General features: G+C 66.9%; 19 protein-coding genes. 16 read left to right on the top strand and 3 right to left on the bottom strand.

The genetic code is table 11. The features are described 5' to 3' along the window. Positions 1-37: 37 nt before the first annotated feature. Genes AC5WJ1_RS09090 through def form a run of 3 tightly spaced genes read left to right on the top strand, consistent with a single transcriptional unit; the run spans position 38 to position 4,102 of the window. Complete coding sequence (locus AC5WJ1_RS09090; RefSeq protein WP_135705375.1) at positions 38-1,411, top strand: cell division protein ZipA C-terminal FtsZ-binding domain-containing protein; 1,374 nt, start codon at positions 38-40, stop codon at positions 1,409-1,411. Between the two features lie 12 nt (positions 1,412-1,423). After that, on the top strand, positions 1,424-3,553 hold the full coding sequence (gene ligA, locus AC5WJ1_RS09085) for an NAD-dependent DNA ligase LigA (RefSeq protein ID WP_135705374.1): 2,130 nt from the start codon (positions 1,424-1,426) through the stop codon (positions 3,551-3,553). Between the two features lie 15 nt (positions 3,554-3,568). After that, positions 3,569-4,102: a peptide deformylase gene (gene def / locus AC5WJ1_RS09080; protein ID WP_135705373.1), complete on the top strand. Its 534-nt coding sequence runs from the start codon at positions 3,569-3,571 to the stop codon at positions 4,100-4,102. A gap of 129 nt (positions 4,103-4,231) precedes the next feature. Here the strand turns inward: def and AC5WJ1_RS09075 are convergent, their stop codons facing one another. The 3 genes from AC5WJ1_RS09075 to map all read right to left on the bottom strand — a co-directional run bounded on the left by AC5WJ1_RS09075 (position 4,232) and on the right by map (position 9,642). Further along, the gene (locus AC5WJ1_RS09075) at positions 4,232-6,133 is read right to left on the bottom strand and encodes a pseudouridine synthase (protein ID WP_135705372.1); all 1,902 of its coding nucleotides are present in this window, start codon (positions 6,131-6,133) and stop codon (positions 4,232-4,234) included. Positions 6,134-6,155: 22 nt separating this feature from the next. After that, complete coding sequence (locus tag AC5WJ1_RS09070) at positions 6,156-8,747, bottom strand: [protein-PII] uridylyltransferase (RefSeq protein ID WP_135705371.1); 2,592 nt, start codon at positions 8,745-8,747, stop codon at positions 6,156-6,158. A 76-nt stretch (positions 8,748-8,823) separates the two neighbouring features. Beyond that, positions 8,824-9,642, bottom strand: a complete 819-nt coding sequence (gene map / locus AC5WJ1_RS09065; RefSeq protein WP_133096309.1) for a type I methionyl aminopeptidase — start codon at positions 9,640-9,642, stop codon at positions 8,824-8,826. Positions 9,643-10,002: 360 nt separating this feature from the next. On the opposite strand from map, the gene rpsB reads away from it, so the two are divergent. The 13 genes from rpsB to lpxA all read left to right on the top strand — a co-directional run bounded on the left by rpsB (position 10,003) and on the right by lpxA (position 23,490). After that, positions 10,003-10,746 (top strand): 30S ribosomal protein S2, encoded by a 744-nt coding sequence (gene rpsB / locus AC5WJ1_RS09060; protein ID WP_029045850.1) that lies wholly within the window; start codon positions 10,003-10,005, stop codon positions 10,744-10,746. A gap of 283 nt (positions 10,747-11,029) precedes the next feature. After that, on the top strand, positions 11,030-11,908 hold the full coding sequence (tsf, locus tag AC5WJ1_RS09055) for a translation elongation factor Ts (RefSeq protein ID WP_133096308.1): 879 nt from the start codon (positions 11,030-11,032) through the stop codon (positions 11,906-11,908). Positions 11,909-12,210: 302 nt separating this feature from the next. Beyond that, entirely contained in the window at positions 12,211-12,921 is a 711-nt protein-coding gene (gene pyrH / locus AC5WJ1_RS09050) for a UMP kinase (RefSeq protein WP_063237869.1), read from the top strand. A 117-nt stretch (positions 12,922-13,038) separates the two neighbouring features. After that, positions 13,039-13,599: a ribosome recycling factor gene (frr, locus tag AC5WJ1_RS09045; protein ID WP_133096307.1), complete on the top strand. Its 561-nt coding sequence runs from the start codon at positions 13,039-13,041 to the stop codon at positions 13,597-13,599. 44 nt (positions 13,600-13,643) lie between these two features. Beyond that, positions 13,644-14,414 carry an undecaprenyl pyrophosphate synthase gene (gene uppS / locus AC5WJ1_RS09040; protein WP_135705370.1) on the top strand — a complete coding sequence of 257 codons (771 nt, stop codon included), beginning with the start codon at positions 13,644-13,646 and terminating at the stop codon, positions 14,412-14,414. Positions 14,415-14,464: 50 nt separating this feature from the next. Beyond that, positions 14,465-15,286 (top strand): phosphatidate cytidylyltransferase, encoded by an 822-nt coding sequence (locus tag AC5WJ1_RS09035; protein WP_133096305.1) that lies wholly within the window; start codon positions 14,465-14,467, stop codon positions 15,284-15,286. Between the two features lie 23 nt (positions 15,287-15,309). Beyond that, positions 15,310-16,491: a 1-deoxy-D-xylulose-5-phosphate reductoisomerase gene (gene ispC / locus AC5WJ1_RS09030; protein WP_133096304.1), complete on the top strand. Its 1,182-nt coding sequence runs from the start codon at positions 15,310-15,312 to the stop codon at positions 16,489-16,491. Between the two features lie 115 nt (positions 16,492-16,606). After that, on the top strand, positions 16,607-18,010 hold the full coding sequence (rseP, locus tag AC5WJ1_RS09025) for an RIP metalloprotease RseP (RefSeq protein WP_135705369.1): 1,404 nt from the start codon (positions 16,607-16,609) through the stop codon (positions 18,008-18,010). Between the two features lie 96 nt (positions 18,011-18,106). Continuing rightward, positions 18,107-20,440, top strand: a complete 2,334-nt coding sequence (gene bamA, locus AC5WJ1_RS09020; protein ID WP_240745874.1) for an outer membrane protein assembly factor BamA — start codon at positions 18,107-18,109, stop codon at positions 20,438-20,440. Positions 20,441-20,462: 22 nt separating this feature from the next. After that, entirely contained in the window at positions 20,463-20,990 is a 528-nt protein-coding gene (locus AC5WJ1_RS09015; RefSeq protein WP_135705368.1) for an OmpH/Skp family outer membrane protein, read from the top strand. Positions 20,991-21,033: 43 nt separating this feature from the next. Continuing rightward, complete coding sequence (gene lpxD, locus AC5WJ1_RS09010) at positions 21,034-22,125, top strand: UDP-3-O-(3-hydroxymyristoyl)glucosamine N-acyltransferase (protein WP_135705367.1); 1,092 nt, start codon at positions 21,034-21,036, stop codon at positions 22,123-22,125. Between the two features lie 11 nt (positions 22,126-22,136). Then, entirely contained in the window at positions 22,137-22,586 is a 450-nt protein-coding gene (gene fabZ / locus AC5WJ1_RS09005; RefSeq protein WP_010809590.1) for a 3-hydroxyacyl-ACP dehydratase FabZ, read from the top strand. A 100-nt stretch (positions 22,587-22,686) separates the two neighbouring features. Beyond that, positions 22,687-23,490, top strand: a complete 804-nt coding sequence (gene lpxA, locus AC5WJ1_RS09000; protein WP_133096299.1) for an acyl-ACP--UDP-N-acetylglucosamine O-acyltransferase — start codon at positions 22,687-22,689, stop codon at positions 23,488-23,490. The last annotated feature ends 5 nt before the right edge of the window (positions 23,491-23,495 follow it).

Genomic DNA, 23,495 nt, shown 5'->3' with positions numbered 1-23,495 from the left:
ATGCTGTGACCAACATGGGCGCTTTGGAGATTGCAGCATGAAGCTGAACATGGACCTGCAGACCGCGCTGATCGTCGCGGGTTTGGTATTCCTGGTGCTGCTGTTTGGCTACAACCAGTGGCAGATCCGCAAGGCGCGCCGTCCGCGCGAGCTGAGCCCCGAGGACGACCTGCCGCCGATGCGCGAGCCGGTGGTCGGCCAGGCCACTGCCCCGGAGACCGCGGCGCGGCTGCACGAGGCCAACGCCGAGTCGGTGCAGCGGCGCGAGCCGACGCTGGCGCCGGGCACGCCGGCAGCATCGTCGCAGCCCAACCACGTGGCCGCCGCGGCCGCGGCCGCGGCCAGCACCGCCGATGCTGACGAGGCCGTGGCCGAGGAAGTCGCGGTGGCTGCCGGCGTGGTGCAGGCCGAGCCCGGCGCCGCGGCCGGCGACGCCGAGGCCGAATCCGCCCCGGCGACGGGCCCCGCGGTGGCCGATGCGCCGGCACCCGCTGCGGCGCCCGTACCCGCCCCAGCGCCGGCACCGATCCCGGCCCCGGTTCCGGCCCCGCTCGCCGCCGTTCCCGACGGCCAGCCCGCGCCGGCCGTGGTCGATCCGCTGATCGACTGCATCGTGCCGCTGCACCTGGAGCGCAAGGCCTCCGGCGACCGCATCCTGCCGCTGACCGGGCGGCTGCGCCGTGCCGGCACCAAGCAGGTCCATATCGAGGGTCTGCGCGCCGAAGCCAATGCCTGGGAACCGGTCACCGCCGGCCACCAGTACGAAGACCTGCAGGTCGGCGTGCAGCTGGCCAACCGCAGCGGCCCGCTCAATGCGCTGGAGTTCTCCGAGTTCATCACCGCGGTGGAATCGCTGGCCGAGGCGCTCGACGCCTCCGCCGACCTGCCCGACATGAGCGAGACCGTGGCCAACGCGCGCGAACTGGATGGCTTTGCCGCCGGCAGCGACGTGCAGCTGGGCGTCAATGTGATTTCCGACGGCGCGCCGTGGTCGGCCGCCTACGTGCAGAACGTGGCCACGCAGGACGGGCTGGTGCTGTCGCGCGACGGCACGCGCTTTATCCGCTATCAGGCCAATGCCGAAGGCGTGCAGCGCCCGCTGTTCACGCTGCAGTTCGGCGATACCAACTTCCTGCGCGACGACCTGACCGTCAAGTCCGGGCGCCAGATCACGCTGCTGCTCGACGTGCCGCTGGCGGACCAGGGCGCCAGGCCGTTCAAGACGGTTTGCGAATACGGCAACACGCTGGCCCAGCGCATGGGCGCGCAACTGGTCGACGACAATATGCGCCCGCTGACCGAAGCCTCGTTCATCGCCATCTTCAGCCAGCTGGAAACGCTGTACCAGAAGCTGGAAGCGCGCGGCATGCCGGCCGGCTCGCCGGTGGCGCTGCGCTTGTTCAGCGTCTAGCCGGAGCCTGCCATGACCGCAAAACCACGCGGCGCGCAGGCTGAAGCCTCCGCGCCCGCCGGCGGCTTGCCGCCCGAAGCCGCGGCCAGGCGCGTCGCCTGGCTGCACGACGAGCTCAACCGCCACAGCTACCAGTACTACGTGCTGGACGCGCCCACCATCCCGGATGCCGAGTACGACGCGCTGTTCGCCGAACTGATGGCGCTCGAGCTGGAGCATCCCGAGCTGCAGTCGCCGGATTCGCCCACGCAGCGCGTCGGCGGCGAGGCGCTGGCCGCCTTCGACACGGTGCGCCACCGCGTGCCGATGCTGTCGCTGAACAACGGGTTCGCCGACGACGACGTGCTCAACTTCGACCGCCGCTGCGCGCAGGGCCTGGGCCGCACCGCACCCGCGGCGGGCGAGGCCGACCTGTTCAGCGCGGCTGACGCGGTGGAGTACTCCTGCGAGCTGAAGTTCGACGGGCTGGCCATGTCGCTGCGCTATGAAGACGGCCGGCTGGTGCAGGCCGCCACCCGCGGCGACGGCGAGACCGGCGAGGACGTGACCGTCAACGTGCGCACCATCAAGGCGATCCCGCTGAAGCTGCGCGGCCAGGCGCCGGCGGTACTGGAAGTGCGCGGCGAGGTCTTCATGTATCGCCGCGATTTCGCCAAGCTCAACGCGCGCCAGGCGGAAGCCGGCGAAAAGACCTTCGTCAATCCGCGCAACGCCGCTGCCGGCAGCCTGCGCCAGCTCGATCCGCGCATCACCGCGAAGCGGCCGCTGTCGTTCTTCGCCTATGGCCTGGGCGAGCTGCAGGGCGTGGACCGCCCGCCCACGCACAGCGCCATGCTCGACGGCTTCGATGCGCTGGGCCTGCCGGTGTGCAAGGAACGCGCCGTGGTCAAGGGGGCGCAGGGATTGCTCGGTTTCTACCGCGATATCGGCGAGCGCCGTGATGACCTGCCATACGATATCGACGGCGTGGTCTACAAGGTCAACGCGCTGGCCGAGCAGGACCGGCTGGGCTTTGTCTCGCGCGCGCCGCGCTTTGCGCTGGCGCACAAGTTCCCGGCGCAGGAAATGACCACCATCGTCGAGGACATCGAGGTGCAGGTCGGCCGTACCGGCGCGATCACGCCGGTGGCGCGGCTGCAGCCGGTGTTCGTCGGCGGCGTGACCGTGACCAATGCCACGCTGCATAACGAGGACGAGATCCGCCGCAAGGATGTCCATATCGGCGATACCGTGATCGTGCGCCGCGCCGGTGACGTGATCCCGGAGGTGGTGGCGGTGGTTGTTGAGCGCCGTCCGGCGGATGCGCGCGCCTTCGTGATGCCGACGGCCTGCCCGGTGTGCGGTTCGCATATCGAGCGGCTGGAAGACGAGGCGATCGCGCGCTGCACCGGCGGCCTGATCTGCGCGGCACAGCGCAAACAGGCGCTGCTGCATTTTGCGCAGCGCCGTGCCATGGATATCGAAGGGCTGGGCGACAAGGTGGTCGAGCAGCTGGTGGACCAGGGCATCGTGCGCACGCCGGCCGACCTGTACAAGCTTGGCGTGGCCAAGCTGGCGGCGCTGGAGCGCATGGCCGACAAGTCGGCGACCAACCTCGTCGCGGCGATCGAGGCGTCGCGCGAGACGACGCTGAACCGCTTTATCTTCGCGCTCGGCATCCGCCACGTGGGCGAGGCCACCGCCAAGGATCTCGCCAGGCATTTCGGCAAGCTCGACGGGCTGATGGCCGCCGACGAAGCCGCGCTGCTCGAGGTCAACGACGTCGGCCCGGTGGTGGCGCAGTCGATCGCGCACTTCTTTGGCGAGCCGCATAACGTCGAGGTCATCGAACAACTGCGCGCCGCAGGCGTACACTGGCCGGAGAGCGAGCCGGCCGCCAGGACGCCGGCGCCGCTGTCGGGCAAGACCTTCGTGCTGACCGGCACGCTGCCGACGATGTCGCGCGAGGACGCCAAGGAATTGCTAGAGGCCGCGGGCGCCAAGGTGGCGGGCTCGGTGTCGAAGAAGACCGACTATGTGGTCGCTGGCGCCGAAGCCGGCAGCAAGCTGGACAAGGCCGAGGCGCTGGGCGTGCCGGTGCTGGACGAGGCCGGCATGCTCGCGTTGCTGGCAGAAGCGGGCGCCGCGCCCGCGCAGGATTAGACCGGGGAAACAGCCATGATCCGCGAGATTCTCAAGATGGGCGATCCGCGCCTGCTGCAGGTGGCGCGGAAGGTCGAGCGTTTCAATACGCCCGAACTGCGCACGCTGATCGAAGACATGTTCGACACCATGGACCACGCCAACGGCGCGGGGCTGGCCGCGCCGCAGATCGGCGTGGACCTGCAGGTGGTGATCTTCGGCTTCGACCGCAACCCGCGCTATCCGGATGCGCCGATGGTGCCCAAGACGGTGCTGATGAACCCTGTGCTGGAGATGCTGTCGGACGAGCTGGAAGACGGCTGGGAAGGGTGCCTGTCGGTGCCCGGCCTGCGCGGGGTGGTGCCGCGGCATGTGCGGCTGAAATACAGCGGGTACGACCTCATGGGCAACCGGATCGAGCGGGTTGCCGAGGGCTTCCATGCGCGCGTGGTGCAGCATGAGTGCGACCACCTGCAGGGCATTCTTTACCCGATGCGGATCCGGGATTTTTCGCGGTTTGGGTTTACCGAGACCCTGTTTCCGGATTTGCCGGCCAATAGCGACGAGTGATCGCCTGCTGCCGGTTTGCTCCCTCTCCCGCAAGCGGGAGAGGGAGCACGCAATCGGTACAGACATGAGGCTGTGGCAATTTGCCAAAGTCTGTCAAAAAAAGCGGCCATCGCGGCCGCTTTTTTCACATCAGAACTTCTCGAACTGCCCCAGGAACCGCCACTTCCCCGGCGGCAGGTCGCCCAGCACCACGCGGCCCATGCGCACGCGCTTCAGGCCAACCACTTCCAGCCCGACCTGCTCGCACATCCGGCGGATCTGGCGCTTGCGGCCCTCGCGCAGCACGAAGCGCAGCTGTTCTTCGTTCTGCCAGCTGACCTTGGCCGGCTTGAGCAGCACGCCGTCCAGCGACAGGCCGTGGCGCAGCAGCTCGAGCTGGTCGGCGGGGAATGCCTCGCTGACATTGCGCTCGACCGCACCTTGCGGGCCGTGCCAGACCACGCGCACCAGGTACTCCTTCTCGACGTTCGAATCCTCGCCGATCAGCGCGCGCGCGACGCGGCCATCCTGCGTCAGCACCAGCAGGCCGGTTGAGTCGATATCGAGGCGGCCGGCGGGCGCCAGGCTCTTGCGTTGCCACGGCGCGAAACGCTTGCGCGACGGGTCGCCTTCCCACTGGTTCTCGGCGGTGAACAGCACCGCGGCGGGCTCGTAGCCGTCCTCGGCCTGGCCGGAGACGTATCCCACCGGCTTGTGCAGCAGCACGGTGACGCGCTCGCCCTGTTCGGAGCGCGCTTCCTGCAGGATCTCGATTTCGGCATCCGGGCGGATGCGGCTGCCCAGCTCGGTCACCGGCTTGCCGTCGACCAGCACCCAGCCGCGCGGAATCCATTCATCGGCTTCGCGGCGCGAGCACAAGCCGAGTTCGGACATGCGCTTGGACAGGCGCACCAGGCCGTCGTCATGGGTAGCCTCGGGCGCGGCATCGGCGCGGGCGGGCTGCTGCGGGCGCGGGGCCGGTGCCTGCGGCCGGGAGGTGCCGGCGGTGCGGATGCGGTCCGCGGCATCGCTGAAGCGGCGCGCCGGCGCCGAGCCTTCGTGGCGGCGTTCGCCGGTGGGGGCAGGGCGACGGGGACGGTTTTCGTCGTCGCCGTAGCGCCGCGGACGGTTGTCGTCATCGCCAAAGCGCCGCGGCGGACGCGACTCATTGCCTTCGAAGCGACGCGGGCGGGCTTCGCCGCGGTCGTCGCCATAGCGGCGCGGACGGTTGTCGTCGTCGCCGAAGCGCCGCGGCGGACGCGATTCATTGCCTTCGAAGCGGCGCGGGCGGGCTTCGCCGCGATCGTCGCCATAGCGGCGCGGACGGTTGTCGTCGTCGCCGAAGCGCCGCGGCGGACGCGATTCATTGCCTTCGAAGCGGCGCGGGCGGGCTTCGCCGCGATCGTCGCCATAGCGGCGCGGACGGTTGTCGTCGTCGCCGAAGCGCCGCGGCGGACGCGATTCATTGCCTTCGAAGCGGCGCGGGCGGGCTTCGCCGCGATCGTCGCCATAGCGGCGCGGACGGTTGTCGTCGTCGCCGAAGCGCCGCGGCGGACGCGATTCATTGCCTTCGAAGCGGCGCGGGCGCGCCTCGCCACGATCGTCGCCATAGCGGCGTGGACGTTTGTCGTCGTCGCCAAATCGCCGCGGCGGACGCGACTCATTGCCTTCGAAGCGGCGCGGACGAGCCTCACCACGATCGTCGCCGTAGCGGCGCGGACGATTGTCGTCGTCGCCAAAACGTCGAGGCGGGCGCGCTTCGCCTTCGGCACGGCGCGGCCGTGCCTGGCGCTCGCCGTCAGCGGGCCGCGGCGGACGCGGCTTGCGCACGTCGCCGCCCGATTGCGCTTCGCCTGGCGCGCGGCGGCCGGCACTCTTGCCGCCGTCATTCTGCTGCGCACGCTTGATGCCTTCGGTCACGGCCCGCACGCGGTTGCGGTTCAGGTCCGAAACCCGCACCGGGCGGTTGCCGGTCTTGCGCGCGGCCGTGCCGGTATCGCTTGCGGCCTTGATGCCTAGCGTCTTGCGCTTCGGCGAATTGCTGTCGGTCATATCGTTGATGCTGTCCGCCGCCTCAGATTGCGAGGGCGGCGAGCAAGTCCTGTTCAAGCTGAATCTGCAATCGGTTGTCGGCGGCCAGGCGGCTGCCGTCTACCAGGAACACGTCTTCGACGCGTTCGCCCAGGGTGTTGATGCGTGCCGAATGCACGGACACGCGATGCCGTGCCAGTACGCGGGCGATGGCGTACAGCAGGCCGGTGCGGTCGTTGGCGGAAAGCGACAGCAGGTAATACTGGCCGCGCTCGTCCGCGCGCAGGTCCACGCGCGGCTTGATCGGGAAGCTGCGCGACTGGCGCGACAGGCGTCCCTGCGTGGGCTCGGGCAGGGCGTCCTGCTGGCGCAGCTTTTCGCAAAGCTCGTGCTCCACCAGCGCGATGATGTCGCGGTAGTTGCCACGGTAGTTGTCATTTCCTGCCATGCCGGGGTCCGTGACCTGGAACGTGTCCAGCGCGTAGCCGTGCCGGGTGGTGTGGATCTTGGCGTCCTGGATCGAAAACGCCTTGCGCTCGAAATAGCCGCAGATGCGCGCGAACAGGTCGGGCTGGTCCTGCACGTAGACAGCCACCTGCAGGCCTTCGCCCGCAGGCGAGATGCGTGCCTTCACTACGGGTGCGGGGCTGTCGACCTTGTCGTACAGGTGCCGCGTGAGCCAGGCGATATCGCGCGCATCGTGGCGCAGGAAGAAGGCCACGTCGAGCTGCGCCCACAGCCGCTTGCCGAGCTCGGGATCGAACGCCTTGAGCCGCAGCGTCGAGATGGTTTCTTCCTTGCGCTGCGCCCACAGCGAGTGCGAATCGACCCTGGCGCCGCCGAGCACGCGCAGCGTGATCCGGTACAGGTCTTCCAGCAGCTTGCCCTTCCACGCGTTCCAGACCTTGGGGCTGGTGCCGCGGATATCGGCCACCGTCAGCAGGAACAGCGCGGTCAGGTAGCGTTCGCTGCCGACCACGCGCGCGAAGGCATGAACCACTTCCGGATCGGTCAGGTCCTGCTTCTGCGCCACGTGGCTCATGGTCAGGTGGTGCTCGACCAGCCAGCTGATCAGGTCGGCATCTTCGCGCGCGATGCCATGCTGCTTGCAGAAGCGGCGCGCGTCCTGCGTGCCGAGCTTGGAATGGTCGCCGCCGCGGCCCTTGGCGATGTCATGGAACAGCGCCGCCACCCACAGCACCCACGGCTTGTCGAAGCTCGCCATCAGCTGGCTGCAGAACGGGAACTCGTGCGTGTGCTCGACGATGGCGAAGCGGCGCATGTTGCGCACTACCATCAGGATGTGCTGGTCCACGGTGTAGACGTGGAACAGGTCGTGCTGCATCTGCCCGACGATGCGGCGGAAGTTGATCAGGTAGCGCCCCAGCACGCTGGTCTGGTTCATCAGCCGCAGCGCGTGAGTGATGCCTTGCGGCTCCTGCATGATGGCCAGGAACAGGCGGCGGTTTTCCGGGTCGTTGCGCCAGCTTGCGGTCATCACGGTGCGGGCGTTGTACAGCCCGCGCAGCGTGCGCGGCGACAGGCCCTTCACGCCGGGCGTGCGCTGGTACAGCAGGAAGGTTTCCAGGATCGCGTGCGGATCGCGCTCATACACGTCGTCGCTGGTGATCTCCAGCATGCCCTGGCGCTCGACAAAGCGTTCGTTGAGCACGCGCGTGACCTGCGACTCGCTCGGGAACAGCATCGCCTCGATGTTCAGCAGCAGCACGCTGTTGAGCTGCGTGACTGCCTTCGCCGCCCAGTAGTAGCGCCGCATCAGCTGCTCGCTGGCGCGCTTGTTGGTGGTCTGGCGGTAGCCGAAGGATTCCGCCAGCGCGGTCTGCAGGTCGAACACCAGCACGTCCTGGCGCCGGCCCGCCACCAGGTGCAGGCGCGCGCGGATGGTCTTGAGCAGGCGCTCGTTGCGCGCCAGTTCCTGCGCTTCGCGCTGCGTCAGCAGGCCGCGCTCGAACAGTTCTTTCCAGCTGTCGCCCAGGCCCGCGGCCTTGGTCATCCACAGGATCACCTGCAGGTCGCGCAGGCCGCCCGGGCTTTCCTTGCAGTTGGGCTCGAGCGCGTAGGGCGTGTCCTGGTACTTGGCGTGGCGCTGGCGCATTTCCAGCAGTTTGGCCTGGAAGAACGCGGCCGGGTCCAGGTCGGCGAGGTAGCGCGTGCGCATCGACTCGAACAGCTTGCGGCTCCCGGTCACCAGCCGCGCCTCCAGCAGCGAGGTCCGGATGGTGATGTCCTGGCGCGACTCGCCGATGCAATCGTCCACGGTGCGTACCGACGAGCCGATCTCCAGCCCCAGGTCCCAGCACAGGCCGATAAAGCGCTCCAGCCGCCCGGTGGTGTCCTGGTCGGGATCGGCGGGCAGCAGCAGCAGCACGTCGACGTCCGAATAGGGCAGCAGCTCGCCGCGGCCGTAGCCGCCCACCGCCACCAGCGCCGCACCCGCGGGCATCTGCAGCCCGCGCCACGCCTCTACCAGCGCGGCGTCGACGGCGCGGCGCAGCCGCGTGATCAGCGTGCCGACGTTGGCACTGGTATTGAAGTCGGCAAACAGGACCTGCTTGTCGGCTTTGAGCTGTTCGCGCACGCGCGTGGCCAGCAGAAGTTCCGGCGTGGTGTCCATGGAGAGGGCGGGGTGGTTCGTGGGCACGGCTGGAAAAATAAGGGCGCCGCTCAGGCGCCCTGGCTGGTGTGCGACCTCAGGCCGCGACGGATTCCGTAATGAAGGCCGGCGGCGCCGGTGTGCCGGCGGAGACCGTCAGCACTTCATACCCGGTCTCGGTGACCAGCACGGTGTGCTCCCACTGCGCCGACAGGCTGCGGTCGCGGGTCTTGACCGTCCACTGGTCGGGCATGGTGCGGATATCGCGCTTGCCGGCGTTGATCATCGGCTCCACGGTGAAGATCATGCCGGCCTTGATCTCGGCGCCGGTGCCGGCTCGGCCGTAGTGCAGGATCTGCGGGTCTTCGTGGAAGTTCTTGCCGATGCCGTGGCCGCAGTATTCGCGCACCACGCTGTAGCCGGCGGCTTCGGCGTGCACCTGGATGGCATGGCCGATGTCGCCGAGGCGCGCGCCATGGCGTACCTGGGCGATGCCCTTCCACATGCATTCGTATGTCACCTGCGCCAGGCGCTTGGCCAGGATCGAGCCCTCGCCGGCGATGAACATGCGGCTGGTGTCGCCGTAGTAGCCTTCCTTGGTGATGACGGTGATGTCCAGGTTGACCGCGTCGCCGCTCTTGAGCACGCGCTCGCCGGGAATGCCATGGCAGATCACGTCGTTGACCGAGGTGCAGATCGCGCCGGGGAAGGGCGGGTAGCCGGGGGGCGCATAGTTCAGTGGCGCCGGCACGGTGCCTTGCACGTCACGCATGTAGGCGTGGCACAGGCGGTCCAGCTCGCCCGTGGTGACGCCCGGCTGGACGAAGGGCGTGATGTAGTCGAGGACTTCGGAGGCAAGGCGGCAAGCCACGCGCATCTGGGCGATGTCTTCGGCGGTGTTCAGGTAAATGCTCATGCTGCGTCGCCAAAAGTGATGGCGGGGCCACTGGCCGCGCCGAATTCGAAAGGTCAATGTCGGATTATCGCACCATCGGAGCCTGATAGCAGCCTGTGCCGAGGCGCTTTTGGACGGCGCCTCTCCAACGCGGGTGCTGCGGTTGCGATCCGGGCGGCTTGAGCGCCCGATGCTTTTCTTGCTAGAATAGCGGGCTGACTTGATTGCGGCGCAGCATTGCATCCGCCAGGCCGGTATTTTGCAGCATCTGCTGCACGGTTTCTTGGAAATCGTTTTTGGAAATCGCTGGCCCGCCTATCCGGGGTGTTCCTTTTCAGGAATGTCGGGGCGGGCTTCAGACCTAACCCTTTGGAGAATCACATGTCCGTTACCATGCGCGAAATGCTGGAAGCCGGTTGCCACTTCGGCCACCAGACCCGCTTCTGGAACCCGAAGATGGCCCCCTTCATCTTCGGCCATCGCAACAAGATCCACATCATCAACCTCGAAAAGACGTTGCCGATGTTCCAGGACGCCATGAAGTACGTGCGTCAGCTGGCAGCCAATCGCGGCACCATCCTTTTCGTGGGCACCAAGCGCCAGTCGCGCGAAATCCTGGCTGAAGAAGCAGGCCGCGCCGGCATGCCCTACGTCGACGCCCGCTGGCTCGGCGGCATGCTGACCAACTTCAAGACGGTCAAGACCTCGATCAAGCGCCTGAAGGACATGGAAGCCGCCAAGGAAGCCGGCGCGCTGGAAACCATGAGCAAGAAGGAAGCGCTGATGTTCGAGCGCGAGATGATCAAGCTGGAAAAGTCGATCGGCGGCATCAAGGACATGGGCGGCGTGCCTGACGCCATCTTCGTGGTCGACGTCGGCTACCACAAGATTGCCGTGACCGAAGCCAACAAGCTGGGCATCCCCGTGATCGGCGTGGTCGATACCAACCACTCGCCGGACGGCATCGACTACGTGATCCCGGGCAACGACGACTCGAGCAAGGCTGTGGCCCTGTACGTGCGCGGCGTGGCTGACGCGATCCTGGAAGGCCGTGCCAACGCGGTGCAGGAAGTCGTTGAAGCCGCCCGCGGCGACGACGAATTCGTCGAAGTGCAGGAAGGCTGATAGCCTCCGGCCCGCTGTTTGAAAGGAACCCGATAGCGCGCACGTCAACATAAGACAGCAAGCATCGCTTGCCGCCCGGCATGCCGGGCAGCGCGCAGGGCGCAAGCCGGGGTACTTCGGCAGCAGGGCAAAAAAAGGGGGCACATCTGGCGCCCCCTTTTTTCGAATTTGAATTGTTGTCATCCGCCGCAGGCAATATCTGCCGCGGGTGCGCTGTAGACCCACCGACCGGGTGCCGCGGGCGACTGCCGGGGCCCGGCGCGAACCATTCAAGGAGTGACAAATGGCGGCAATTACCGCAAGCATGGTTGCAGAACTGCGCGCGAAGACCGACGCGCCGATGATGGAATGCAAGAAGGCCCTGACCGAGGCCGACGGCGACCTGAACAAGGCCGAAGAGCTGCTGCGCGTCAAGCTGGGCAACAAGGCCAGCAAGGCCGCATCGCGCGTGACCGCTGAAGGCGTGGTCGGTTCGTTCATCGACGGCACCACCGGCGCCCTGGTCGAACTGAACTGCGAGACCGATTTTGTCTCCAAGAACGACGACTTCCTGGCGTTCACGGCCAAGGTTGCCGAGCTGATCGCCAAGCAGAACCCGGCCGACGTGGCTGCGCTGTCGGCGCTGGAAATCGACGGCGTGAGCGTGGAAGCCACCCGTGCCGCCCTGATCGGCAAGATCGGCGAGAACATGACGATCCGCCGCTTTGTCCGTTACGCCAACGGCGGCAAGCTGGTTTCGTACCTGCACGGCACCCGTATCGGCGTGATGGTCGAGTTCGACGGCGACGAAGCCGCCGCCAAGGACGTGGCCATGCACGTGGCCGCCATGAAGCCGGTGTCGCTGTCGGCCGAGCAGGTCCCCGCCGACCTGATCGCCAAGGAGCGCAGCATCGCCGAGCAGAAGGCTGCCGAGTCGGGCAAGCCGGCCGAGATCGCCGCCAAGATGGTCGAGGGCTCGGTGCAGAAGTACCTGAAGGAGGTGTCGCTGTTCAACCAGCCGTTCGTGAAGAACGACAAGCAGACCGTCGAGCAGATGCTCAAGGCTGCCAACACGACCGTGAAGGGCTTCACCCTGTACGTCGTGGGCGAAGGCATCGAGAAGAAGCAGGACGACTTCGCCGCTGAAGTGGCCGCCCAGGTGGCCGCTGCCCAGAAGGGCTGATGTCAGGGGCGCGCCGGCCGGCCCTTATGGGACGGTCCGGGCGCCTATAATGCCGCAGGGGCGCCGCAAGGTGCCCCTCTGCATAAGTAGCGCAGTGATGCGTATTGCACTTTGCAGCACGTTGACTGCAGCAGTCAGTTTTCGCGGTCGTCTTCCTGTCGCCTGCCGCCAGGGCGGGGCGACCCCGAAAACCGGCTTTCTCCCGCCGGTGGCGCGCGATCCGCGCCGCCGGTGTCAAAAAATCAATCGTCTCATTTGTGTTCAGTCCCAAACGAGCGACTTGCTCCTGCCCGAGGGTAAACATGCCAGCCTACAAGCGCGTCCTTCTGAAACTGTCCGGTGAAGCCCTGATGGGCGACGATGCCTTTGGCATCAACCGCTCCACCATCGAGGCGATGGTGAACGACATTGCCGAGATCGTGAAGCTCGGCGTCCAGGTCGCGGTGGTCATCGGCGGCGGCAATATCTTCCGCGGTGTCGCGGGCGGCGCGGCCGGCATGGATCGCGCCACGGCCGACTACATGGGCATGCTGGCCACCATGATGAACGCGCTGGCCCTGCAGGACGCGATGCGCCACGCCAATATCGAAGGCCGCGTACAGTCCGCGCTGCGCATGGACCAGGTGGTCGAGCCGTACATCCGCCCGCGCGCGATTCGCCAGCTGGAAGAGGGCAAGGTGGTGATCTTCGCCGCCGGCACCGGCAACCCGTTCTTCACCACTGATACCGCCGCCGCGCTGCGCGGCTCGGAAATCGGTGCCGAGGTTGTGCTCAAGGCGACCAAGGTGGACGGCGTCTACACCGCCGACCCCAAGAAGGACCCGAGCGCCACGCGCTACACCACCATCAGCTTCGACGAGGCGATCTCGAAGAACCTGCAGGTGATGGACGCTACCGCCTTCGCCCTGTGCCGCGACCAGAAGCTGCCGATCCGCGTGTTCTCGATCGTCAAGCCGGGCGCGCTCAAGCGCGTGATCCTGGGCGAAGACGAGGGTACCCTGGTCCACGTCTGAGTCCGGCGCCCCCCGATGCCGCGCCACGGCGCTGGTGTCTGGCCGGGCAAAGAGTAGAATGATTCATTTTCGATCCCGCCCGGCGGGATCATGGTTGGCTGATTTCCGGAGGTTAACATGAGCGTCGCCGACACAAAGAAGAGCGTCGAGCAGAAAATGCAGAAGTCGATCGAAGCCTTCAAGGCCGATCTGGCGAAGATCCGCACTGGCCGTGCCCACACCGGCCTGCTCGACCACGTTCAGGTGGATTACTACGGTTCGATGGTGCCGATCAGCCAGGTCGCCAGCGTCGGCCTGGCCGATGCGCGTACGATCACGGTGCAGCCGTGGGAAAAGAAGATGGTGGGGGCGGTCGAGAAGGCCATCCGCGATTGCGACCTGGGCCTGAACCCGGCCACCATGGGCGACGTGATCCGCGTGCCGATGCCCGCGCTGACCGAAGAGCGCCGCAAGGAGCTGACCAAGGTCGTCAAGGGCGAGGCCGAGGGCGCCAAGGTTGCGGTGCGCAACCTGCGCCGCGATGCCAATGAGCAGTTCAAGAAGCTGGTCAAGGACAAGGCCATCTCGGAGGACGACGAGCGCCGCGGCCAGGACGAGGTGCAGAAGCTGACCGACAAGTACGTGGCCGAGATCGACAAGATGGTCGCCGAAAAAGAGAAGGAGATCATGACGGTCTGACGCCGTCCCGGCATTTGCCGGGGCTGCCGCGACCGTCTGCCATCATGCAGCACATCAGTTCAACACTCGCCGTACCCGATACCTCCTACGTGCCCGGTCACGTTGCCATCATCATGGACGGCAACGGCCGCTGGGCGACCCAGCGGCACCTGCCGCGCGTTGCCGGGCACTCCCGGGGGCTGGATGCTGTGCGCGCGGTGGTGGAAGCCTGCGCCGCGCGCGGCGTGCAGTACCTGACGCTGTTCGCGTTCAGTTCCGAGAACTGGCGCCGGCCGGCGGACGAGGTGTCGTTCCTGATGCGGCTGTTCATGATGTCGCTGCGGCGCGAAGTGGTGAAGATGCACGCCAACAACATCCGCCTGCGGGTGGTTGGCGATCTGGCCCGCTTCAGCCCGCGCATCCAGAAACTGATCAAGGACGCCGAGGCCCGCACCGCAGGCAACACCGGCCTGACCGTGACCATCGCCGCCAACTACGGTGGCCGCTGGGACCTGCTGCAGGCCATGCGCAAGATGCTGGCGCGCTCGCCGATGCTCGATCCGGAGTCGATCGACGAATCGATGCTCGCCCCGCACCTGGCCATGGCCTATGCGCCGGAGCCCGACCTGTTCATCCGCACCGGCGGCGAACAGCGCATCAGCAATTTCCTGTTGTGGCAGCTCGCGTATTCCGAACTGTATTTCACCGACGTGTACTGGCCGGATTTCGACGCCGCCGAGCTGGACAAGGCCTTTGCCTCGTACCGCCAGCGCGAACGCCGTTTCGGCCGCACCAGCGCGCAACTGGTTGCGCCGGGACTATCGGGCACCGCCTGACACCCTGGCCGATCCGGGCTACTCCAATAACTACCACGGGACCGCAGCGCATGCTCCTCACCCGCGTCATCACCGCCCTGTGCCTGTTGCTGCTGATTCTTCCGATCCTGTTCCTGGCGCCGCCGGCCGGCCTGGCGGGCCTGCTCGGGGTGATCGTGCTGCTGGCGGGCTGGGAATTCGGACGCCTGATCGGACTGCGCGGGCCCTGGCCCTATGTCTATGCGCTGGCCTGCCTGATCGCCACCATCACCTGGCATGACATGCCGCTGCGCCACGCCACCACCTGGCTGCTGGAAGCGGCGGTGGTGTGCTGGGGCGTGGCGCTGGTCTTGCTGGCGCGCGGCGTGCGCACCGCCACGCCGGGCTTTGCCGTGCTGGGGGCCATACTGGGCCTGGTCATGCTGCCCGCGTTTGCCCATGCCACGATGATCCTGCGCGGCGCCGGCATCGGCGTGCTGCTGACGGCGGCCGTGCTGGTGTGGGCGGCCGACATCGGCGCCTATTTCACCGGCAAGGCCATCGGCCGGCGCAAGCTGGCACCGTCCATCAGCCCGGGCAAGTCCTGGGAGGGCGCCATCGGCGGCTGGCTGCTGGCGCTCGTCATCGGCCTGGCGCTGGCCGCCACCCATGCCTTCGCGCCGACGTGGTTCTCGGTGCTGGGCGACCGCGGCGGCCTGGGCTACGTGGCCGCGCTGACCACGCTGCTGGTCGCGGCGAGCGTGATCGGCGATCTGTTCGAGTCGCTGCTCAAGCGGCAGGTCGGCATGAAGGACAGCAGCCGGCTGCTGCCGGGCCATGGCGGCGTGCTGGACCGGATCGATGCCTTGCTGCCGGTGTTCCCGCTGGCGGCACTGATGCTGATTTTTCTCTGAAGCCTTCTCTGAAGCGGTCTGATATGCAGCGCATTACCATCCTTGGCGCCACCGGCTCGATCGGCGAAAGCACGCTCGATGTCGTCCGCCGCCATCCCGACCGCTACACCGTGCACGCGCTGACGGCGCATCGGCAAGTGCGCAAGCTGGCCGAGCAATGCATTGCGTTCCGCCCGGCCCGCGCCGTGGTAGGCAGTGCCGAGGCGGCCGGCGAGCTGCAGGCGCTGCTGCGCGATGCCGGTGTCGATACCGAAGTCAGCCACGGCGAGGCCGAGCTGGAATCGGTCGCCGCCGACGCGCAGACGGACGCCGTGATGGCCGCGATCGTCGGCGCCGCCGGCCTGCGCCCGACGCTGGCCGCTGCGCGTGCCGGCAAGCGCGTGCTGCTGGCCAACAAGGAAGCGCTGGTGATGTCCGGCCGCATCTTCATGGACGCGGTGCGCGAGCATGGCGCCACGCTGCTGCCGATCGACAGCGAGCACAACGCCATCTTCCAGTGCCTGCCTGCCGACGACCCGCGCTATGGCCGTGGCGTGGCCAAGGTGCTGCTGACCGCGTCGGGCGGGCCGTTCCGCACCCGCGATCCCGACACGCTGCATGACATTTCGCCGGACGAGGCCTGCGCCCACCCGAACTGGGTCATGGGCCGCAAGATCTCGGTCGACTCGGCCACCATGATGAACAAGGGCCTCGAGGTCATCGAGGCGCACTGGCTGTTCGGCGCGCCGGCCGAGCGCATCGAGGTGCTGATCCACCCGCAGAGCATCGTGCATTCGATGGTGGCCTACCACGACGGCTCGGTGCTGGCGCAGCTGGGCAACCCGGACATGCGCACGCCGATCGCCTACGGCCTCGCCTATCCCGAGCGCATCGATGCCGGCGTGACGCCGCTCGACCTGACGCTGGCCGGCGGGCTGCATTTCGAGAAGCCGGACCTGCAGCGCTTCCCGTGCCTGGGGCTGGCCTTCGACGCGCTGCGCGCCGGTGGCGTGGCGCCGACCGTGCTCAATGCCGCCAACGAGGTGGCGGTCGAAGCATTCCTGGGCGGAAAAGTGCGCTTCACGGACATTTCGCGTTTGGTGGCTCAGGTGCTCCAGGCGGCACCGGCCGGCGCGGCGGACACGCTAGACGCCATCCTCGATGCCGACCGCATGGCGCGCGCGGCTGCGCGCGCGGCCGTTGCCGGGCTGGCGCTGCGCCACTGATCCGACGGACCGGCCCGCCGCATCTGCGACAATAGCGGTTGCGGCGGCCCCGGACATGCCGGTACCCCCGGATCCGGCGCGCCAGTCCAGCCACTGTTACTGACGTCCCGACGCCATGCAAACCGTACTCGCTTTCATTGTTGCCTTGTGCGTACTCATCTACGTGCACGAGATGGGGCATTACCTCGCCGCGCGCGCCTGCGGCGTGAAGGTGTTGCGCTTTTCGATCGGCTTCGGGCGGCCGCTGCTACGCTGGATCTCGAAGAGCCGCGACCGCACCGAATGGACGGTGGCGGCCATCCCGCTGGGCGGCTACGTGAAGATGCTGGACGAGCGCGAGTTCGACCCCGAGCGCGACGCCCGGATCGATCCGGCCGACCTGCCGCGCGCGTTCAACCGCCAGCCGGTCGGCAAGCGCTTCATCATTGTCGCGGCCGGGCCGCTGGCCAATTTCCTGCTGGCGATCGTGCTGTACTTCGCGCTGTTCGCCGGCGGCATGCGCGAACCCGCGCCGATCGTCGCCGCGCCGGCGGCCGGCACCATGGCGCAGCAGGCCGGCGTGCGCGAAGGCGACCGGGTGCTGTCGCTGACCGCCAACGGCCATACCGAAGCGGTGCGTTCCTGGAACGACCTGCGCATGGCGGTCTTCGCCGGGGGCTTCGGCGATGCGCGCGCCGTGCTGCGCGTGCGCGCCGCCGATGGCACCGAGCGCGACGTCACGCTGGCGCGCCTGCCCAATACCGGCGGCAACCCGGAGCAGGATCCGCTCAGCACGCTGGGCCTGAATCTGAAAGGCGGGCCGGTCACGATCACCGAGGTATTGCCGGACTCGGCCGCCGAGCGCGCCGGGCTGAAGAAGGGCGACCGCATCGTCGCCTGGCAGGGCACCCCGATGACCCAGGCCAGCGCGCTGATCAAGGCGGTGCGCAGCCAGCCGGGCCAGACCGTGACGCTCGGCATCGAGCGCGACGGCAAGCGGCTGGACGTGCCGGTGACGCTGGACGCTGCCGCCCCGCGCGACGGCGAGAAGGATGCCAGCGGCGCGCCGGCGCCGCCCGCAGGCAAGCTGGGCGCGGCGCTCAGCCAGGCGGTGGAGATGGAGACGGTGCGCTACCGTCCGGACGAGGCGCTGGCGCGCGCGTTCGGCCAGGTGTGGGACACCAGCGCGCTGTCGCTGAAGCTGCTGGGCAAGATGCTGGTGGGGCAGGCGTCGCTGCAGAACCTGAGCGGACCGCTGACAGTGGCGGACTACGCCGGGCGTGCCGCAAACCTCGGCCTGCAGGCTTTTGTCAGCTTCCTGGCGCTGGTCAGCGTCAGCCTCGGTGTACTGAATTTGTTACCTATTCCGGTTCTGGATGGGGGGCATTTGCTGTATTATTGCGTGGAATTTTTGACTGGCCGGCCCGTACCAGACCACTGGCAGGCAATGCTGCAGAAGGTTGGCATTGCCTGCATCCTGCTCCTGACCTCGCTCGCTTTGTTCAATGACGTCAGCCGAATGTTTCTGGCGAACGGCTAGAAACGCTTGTCGGCAAGGGGGCGGTCGTGTCGTCGGACACCGTCGCCAGGGGGCGCCATTGCCATGCGCAGTCCCACGAGGCATGGAAAATCCTGGATGGAATCAAAGAGGGGATCAACATTGATCAGACATAAGCGCATTTCGCTGGGCTTGCTGGCGAGTGCCGTTATTGCAGCCTGGAGCCCGGCGGGCTGGGCTGCCGATCCGTTCGTCGTCAGGGACATCCGCGTTGAGGGCCTGCAGCGCGTCGAGCCGGGTACGGTGTTTGGCTACCTCCCCGTGCGCGTCGGTGAAACGTTCACCGACGACAAGGGCGCCGATGCGATCCGTGCCCTCTACAATACCGGCTTCTTCAAGGACGTGCAGATCCGCGCCGAAGACGGCGTGCTGGTCGTGCAGGTGGAAGAACGCCCGGCGATCTCGCAACTGGAATTCGTCGGCATCAAGGAATTCGACAAGGACACGCTGCGCCGCTCGCTGCGCGCGGTCGGCGTCGCCGAAGCGCGCTACTATGACAAGGCGCTGATCGACAAGGCGGAGCAGGAGCTCAAGCGCCAGTATGTCGCGCGCGGCTACTATGCCGCCGACGTGCAGACCACGGTTACGCCGGTGGACCGCAACCGCGTCTCGGTCGTGTTCAACGTCGAGGAAGGCCCGGTCGCCAAGATCCGCCAGATCAATATCGTCGGCAACAAGGCGTTCAAGGAAAGCACGCTGCGCGACGAGATGCAGCTGTCCACGCCGAACTGGCTGTCGTGGTACACCAAGAATGACCTGTACTCGAAGCAGAAGCTGACCGCCGACCTGGAGGCGCTGCGTTCCTACTACCTGAACCGCGGCTACCTCGAGTTCGCGATCGAATCGACCCAGGTCTCGATCACGCCGGACAAAAAGGACATCTACCTGACGCTGAACATCAAGGAAGGCGAGCAGTACAAGGTGTCCGACATCCGCCTGGCCGGCGAACTGCTGGGCAAGCAGGAGGAAATGGAAAAACTGCTGCAGCTGAAGAAGGGCGACATCTTCTCGTCCGAAAAGCTGACCGCCAGCACCAAGGCCATTACCGACCTGCTCGGCACCTATGGCTACGCCTTCACCACGATCAACCCGCAGCCGAACATCGACCAGGAAAAGCGCGAGGTCGCGCTGACGCTGATGGTCGACCCGGGACGGCGCGTCTATGTGCGCCGCGTCAACGTGGTGGGCAACAGCAAGACCCGCGACGAAGTGGTGCGCCGCGAGATGCGCCAAATGGAAAGCTCGTGGTTCGACAGCGAGAAGCTGCAGCAGTCGCAGGCGCGTATCAACCGGACCGGCTACTTCACCGACACCAACATCACCACCGAGGACGTGGCCGGCGCGCCCGACCAGGTCGATGTGAACGTCAACGTGACCGAAAAACCGACCGGGCAGATCAGCCTGGGCGTGGGCTTCTCGTCCACCGACAAGCTGGTGCTGCAGGCCGGCCTGCGCCAGGACAACGTGTTCGGCTCCGGTACCAGCCTGGGCCTGGACGTGAACACCGCCAAGTCGTTCCGTACCATCGCGCTGACGCAGTACGACCCGTATTTCACGGTGGACGGTATCAGCCGCTCGACCGATATCTACTACCGCACTTCGCGTCCGCTGTACTACACCGGCGACCAGGACTACAAGATCGTCTCCGCCGGCGGCGGCTTCAAGTTCGGCGTGCCGTTCTCGGAAGTCGACACCGTGTTCTTCGGTATCGGCTACGAGCGCACCCAGGTCTATACCTCGGTCAACACGCCGAGCCAGTACACGGCGTGGCTGAACGCGATCGGCAAGAACAGCGGCGACGGCATCAACAACTTCCCGTTTACGATCGGCTGGGCACGTGACCGCCGCGACAGCGCGCTGGTCCCGACCAAGGGCCCGTACACCCAGGCCAACCTGGAAGTGGGCCTGCCGGGCGGCGATACGCAGTACTACCGCGCCAGCGTGCAGCAGCAGTACTTCTATCCGATCTCGAAGTCGTTCACGCTGGCGCTGAACGGTGAAGTCGCTTACGGCCACGGCTACGGCAACACGCCGTTCCCGGTGTTCAAGTACTTCTACGCCGGCGGTATCGGCTCGGTGCGCGGCTACCAGACCAGCACGCTGGGTCCTAAGGACCAGAACGGCAACCCGGTGGGCGGTGCATCCAAGATGATCGGTAACGTGGAATTCATCTTCCCGCTGCCGGGCTCGGGTGTCGACCGCACGCTGCGCCTGTTCACGTTCTTCGACTTCGGTAACGTCTACCAGGAAGGCGCGCCGATTTCGTTCAGCGACCTCAAGTACTCGACCGGCTTCGGCATGTCGTGGCTGTCGCCGATCGGCCCGCTGAAGATCAGCATGGGCTTCCCGCTCAACCGGGAAGAAACTGACAAGGTCCAGCGCTTCCAGTTCCAGATCGGGACGGCATTCTGATTCTGTAAAAGGATCTGTTTTCATGATGACAATATCCAAACTGGTCAAATCCCTGGGCGCCGCCGCATTCGCCACCGCCGCGCTGTGCACCGCGATGCCGGCCATGGCCCAGGAGGCGCGCATTGCCGCCGTCAATTCCGAGCGCATCCTGCGCGATTCGCAGCCGGCCAAGCAGGCCCAGGTGAAGCTCGAGCAGGAGTTCTCCAAGCGCGACCGCGAGCTGCAGGACATGGCCCAGAAGATCAAGGGCATGGCCGACAAGCTCGACAAGGACACCGCCGTGCTGGCCGACTCCGACCGCCAGCGCCGCCAGCGCGAGGTGGCCGACCTCGATCGCGAGTTCCAGCGCAAGCAGCGCGAGTTCCGCGAGGACCTGAACCAGCGCCGTAATGAAGAGCTGGCGCAGGTGCTCGAGCGCGCCAACCGCGTGATCCGCCAGCTGGCGGAGCAGCGCAAGTACGACCTGATCGTGCAGGAAGCCGTGTACGTGAACCCGCGTATCGACATCACCGACGACGTGATGAAGGCGCTGAACGCCGGCGCCCGCTAAGCCGCCGCTGTTCGTTTCGTCCCTTTTTTCAGGAAGTACCGCCATGCAGACACCCACACTGGGTCAGCTCGCCACCGAGAACGGCGCGCAGGTTGTGGGTGATCCCGACCTGGCGATCGTTGGCCTGGCTCCCCTTGACCAGGCTTCGGCGGGCGAGCTCTCGTTCCTGTCCAATCCGCTCTACCTGCAGCAGGCGCTGGATTCGCAAGCCGGCGCCGTGATCGTGTCGCCGGCCGACCTCGAGCGCATCCGCGCCGAGGGCCGGGCCGACGGCCGCAACTGGCTGGTGGCGCGCAATCCCTACGTCTGCTTTGCCCGCGTGGCGCAGCGCTTCGATCGCGAAGCCAACCACGATCCCCGCGTCGGCATCGACCCGCGTGCCAGCGTGTCGCCCGACGCGGTGGTGCCGGCGTCGTGCTTCATCGGCCCGAACGTGGTGATCGAGCGCGGCGCGCGGCTGGGCGAGCGCGTCCGCATCCTGGCCAACGGCTACGTCGGTGCCGGTGCCGAGATCGGCGACGATTCGCTGCTGTACGCCAATGTTTCGATCTACCACCACTGCGTGGTCGGCGCGCGCGCCATCCTGCACAGCGGCGTGGTGATCGGCGCCGATGGCTTCGGTTTCGCTCCCGATATCAGCGCCACCGGCGTCGAATACGTGAAGATCCCGCAAACGGGACGCGCGGTGCTGGGTCATGACGTGGAGGTCGGCGCCAATACGGCGATCGATCGCGGCGCCATGGCCGACACCGTGGTCGAGGACGGCTGCAAGATCGACAACCAGGTCCAGATCGCGCACAACGTACGGGTCGGCGCCCATACGGTCATTGCCGGCTGCGCCGCGGTATCGGGCAGCACGCGCATCGGCCGCTTCTGCGTGATCGGGGGCGCCGCCAATTTTGCCGGCCACCTGACCATCGCCGACCGGACCACAGTGTCCGGCGGTACGTCGATTACCAAATCCATTACCAAGCCCGGGGGCCATTTCACCAGCGTCTTCCCGTTCCTGCCGCACGGCGAGTGGGAACGCAACGCAGCCATCGTGCGCGGCCTGAGCAAGCTGCGCGAACGCGTGGTGGCGCTGGAACGTCGCCTGCGCGGCCAGTCCGCCGGGTCCCAACCCACACAAGACTAAGAGAAATCATCATGAGCGCGGCCGAAATCGATATCCGCAAGATCCTCAAGCTGCTGCCGCACCGGTACCCGTTCCTGCTGGTCGACCGCGTGCTGGAGTTCGAAGCGCAGAAGCGGATCAAGACGCTGAAGAACGTCACCATCAACGAGCCTTACTTCCAGGGCCATTTCCCGGAACAGCCGGTGATGCCGGGCGTGATGATCCTGGAAGCGCTGGCGCAGTCGGCCGGCCTGCTGACCTTCGGCGCCGACATGGAGCGCAAGGAAGGCGCGCTGTACTACTTTGTCGGCATCGACGGCGCCCGCTTCAAGCAGGTGGTGTACCCGGGCGACCAGCTGCACATGAATGTGACGGTCGAGCGCTATATCCGCGGCATCTGGAAATTCAAGGCGTTCGCCACCGTGGACGACAAGGTCGCCTGCGAGGCGGAACTGATGTGCACCGTGAAGCAGGCCGAGTGAGGCCGGCTGCCGCGCTCCCGGACGGGCGCGCGGCGCGGACGGGAACCTTTGCCGCGCGCAGGGGCCCATTCTTCACCAGACACACCACAGGACAGGACGTATGACGCAAATCCACCCCACCGCCCTGGTTGACCCGAAGGCAGAGCTTGCAGCCGACGTGACCGTCGGGCCGTTCTCCATCGTCGGCCCCAATGTGCGGATCGGCAGCGGCACCCGGATCGGCTCGCATACGACGGTCGAGGGCCATACCACGATCGGCGAGGGCAACAACATCGGTCCCTATGCCTCGGTCGGCGGCGTGCCGCAGGACATGAAGTACCGCAACGAGCCGACCCGGCTCGAGATCGGCGACCGCAACACCATCCGCGAATTCACCACGATCCACACCGGCACGGTGCAGGACCGCGGCCTGACCAGCATCGGCAGCGACAACTGGATCATGGCCTACGTGCATATCGCGCATGACTGCTCGGTCGGCAACCACACCGTGTTTTCCAGCAACGCGCAGATCGCCGGCCACGTCGACGTGGGCGACTGGGCCATCCTGGGCGGCATGAGCGGCGTGCACCAGTTCGTGCGCATCGGTGCCCACGCGATGCTGGGCGGTGCCTCGGCGCTGGTGCAGGACGTGCCGCCGTTCGTGATCGCCGCCAGCGACAAGGGCGGCAACAAGGCGACGCCGCATGGCGTCAACGTGGAGGGGCTGCGCCGCCGCGGCTTCGATGCGGCCCAGATCGCCGCGCTGCGCCAGGCCTACAAGCTGCTTTACAAGTCCGACCTCAGCTTCGACGAGGCCCGCAACGAGATCGCCGCCTTGCTGGCCCAGTCGGATGCCGGCACCGCGGCGCCGCTGCAGTCGTTCGTCGACTTCCTTGCCGCCACCCAGCGCGGCATCGTGCGCTGAGACCG

The organism is Cupriavidus sp. MEYA8, from assembly GCF_059278825.1.
This window is presented reverse-complemented; position numbering and strand designations above follow the sequence as displayed.

Coding starts and splice junctions, on each gene's coding strand:
- AC5WJ1_RS09090 (WP_135705375.1), top strand. CDS start 38: ATGAAGCTGAACATGGACCTGCAGACCGCGCTGATCGTCGCGGGTTTG.
- ligA (WP_135705374.1), top strand. CDS start 1,424: ATGACCGCAAAACCACGCGGCGCGCAGGCTGAAGCCTCCGCGCCCGCC.
- def (WP_135705373.1), top strand. CDS start 3,569: ATGATCCGCGAGATTCTCAAGATGGGCGATCCGCGCCTGCTGCAGGTG.
- AC5WJ1_RS09075 (WP_135705372.1), bottom strand. CDS start 6,133: ATGACCGACAGCAATTCGCCGAAGCGCAAGACGCTAGGCATCAAGGCC.
- AC5WJ1_RS09070 (WP_135705371.1), bottom strand. CDS start 8,747: ATGGACACCACGCCGGAACTTCTGCTGGCCACGCGCGTGCGCGAACAG.
- map (WP_133096309.1), bottom strand. CDS start 9,642: ATGAGCATTTACCTGAACACCGCCGAAGACATCGCCCAGATGCGCGTG.
- rpsB (WP_029045850.1), top strand. CDS start 10,003: ATGTCCGTTACCATGCGCGAAATGCTGGAAGCCGGTTGCCACTTCGGC.
- tsf (WP_133096308.1), top strand. CDS start 11,030: ATGGCGGCAATTACCGCAAGCATGGTTGCAGAACTGCGCGCGAAGACC.
- pyrH (WP_063237869.1), top strand. CDS start 12,211: ATGCCAGCCTACAAGCGCGTCCTTCTGAAACTGTCCGGTGAAGCCCTG.
- frr (WP_133096307.1), top strand. CDS start 13,039: ATGAGCGTCGCCGACACAAAGAAGAGCGTCGAGCAGAAAATGCAGAAG.
- uppS (WP_135705370.1), top strand. CDS start 13,644: ATGCAGCACATCAGTTCAACACTCGCCGTACCCGATACCTCCTACGTG.
- AC5WJ1_RS09035 (WP_133096305.1), top strand. CDS start 14,465: ATGCTCCTCACCCGCGTCATCACCGCCCTGTGCCTGTTGCTGCTGATT.
- ispC (WP_133096304.1), top strand. CDS start 15,310: ATGCAGCGCATTACCATCCTTGGCGCCACCGGCTCGATCGGCGAAAGC.
- rseP (WP_135705369.1), top strand. CDS start 16,607: ATGCAAACCGTACTCGCTTTCATTGTTGCCTTGTGCGTACTCATCTAC.
- bamA (WP_240745874.1), top strand. CDS start 18,107: ATGGAATCAAAGAGGGGATCAACATTGATCAGACATAAGCGCATTTCG.
- AC5WJ1_RS09015 (WP_135705368.1), top strand. CDS start 20,463: ATGATGACAATATCCAAACTGGTCAAATCCCTGGGCGCCGCCGCATTC.
- lpxD (WP_135705367.1), top strand. CDS start 21,034: ATGCAGACACCCACACTGGGTCAGCTCGCCACCGAGAACGGCGCGCAG.
- fabZ (WP_010809590.1), top strand. CDS start 22,137: ATGAGCGCGGCCGAAATCGATATCCGCAAGATCCTCAAGCTGCTGCCG.
- lpxA (WP_133096299.1), top strand. CDS start 22,687: ATGACGCAAATCCACCCCACCGCCCTGGTTGACCCGAAGGCAGAGCTT.